The organism is Pseudomonas sp. LJDD11 (genome assembly GCF_024584215.1).
Classification (GTDB): Bacteria; Pseudomonadota; Gammaproteobacteria; order Pseudomonadales; family Pseudomonadaceae; genus Aquipseudomonas.
In genome coordinates, this window is the sequence record NZ_JANJFL010000130.1 from 1 (window position 1) to 545 (window position 545).

A 545-nucleotide genomic window follows, 5' to 3' on the forward strand; every position below is an offset into this window, starting at 1 on the left:
CGACAATATCGCGCACGATCCCAAGACCCAGGCCGTGGCCGGTGATCTGCTCATCGAGACGGGTGCCACGACTGAACACCTCTGCACGCTGAGACTCGGGAATACCAGGTCCATCGTCGTCGACCAGCAGCGTGAACCCCTGCCCTTGCGGCTCGATATTCAGGCGTACTTCACTGTCAGCCCATTTGCAGGCGTTATCCAGCAGGTTGCCCAGCAATTCGAGAATGTCCTCACGATCCCAGGGCAAATGCAGGCCGCTCTGGACATCATTGATCAGGTCCAGATGCTCGCCGTGGATCATGCGCAGTGTCGAAAACAGGCTGGACAGTTCTGCATCGCAATCGAAACGCGCTCCCGGCAGCGCATCACCGGACAGTCGGGCACGATTCAACTCACGCTCCAGGCGCAGGCGAATGTTCTCCAGTTGCTCATGGAGGGTTTTGCGCAGGGCAGGATTGGCATCCAGTTGTTCGCTCGAGGCCATGCTGAGCAGAACAGCCAGGGGCGTCTTGAGAGCATGACCCAGGTTACCCAAGGCATTGCGT

The 545-nt window shown here is 58.9% G+C and carries 1 protein-coding gene; it reads right to left on the bottom strand.

The genetic code is table 11. From position 1 onward, the window contains the following. Positions 1–545 (bottom strand): ATP-binding protein (locus tag NRB16_RS29150; protein WP_257107601.1); only part of this gene is annotated, 545 nt, incomplete at both ends.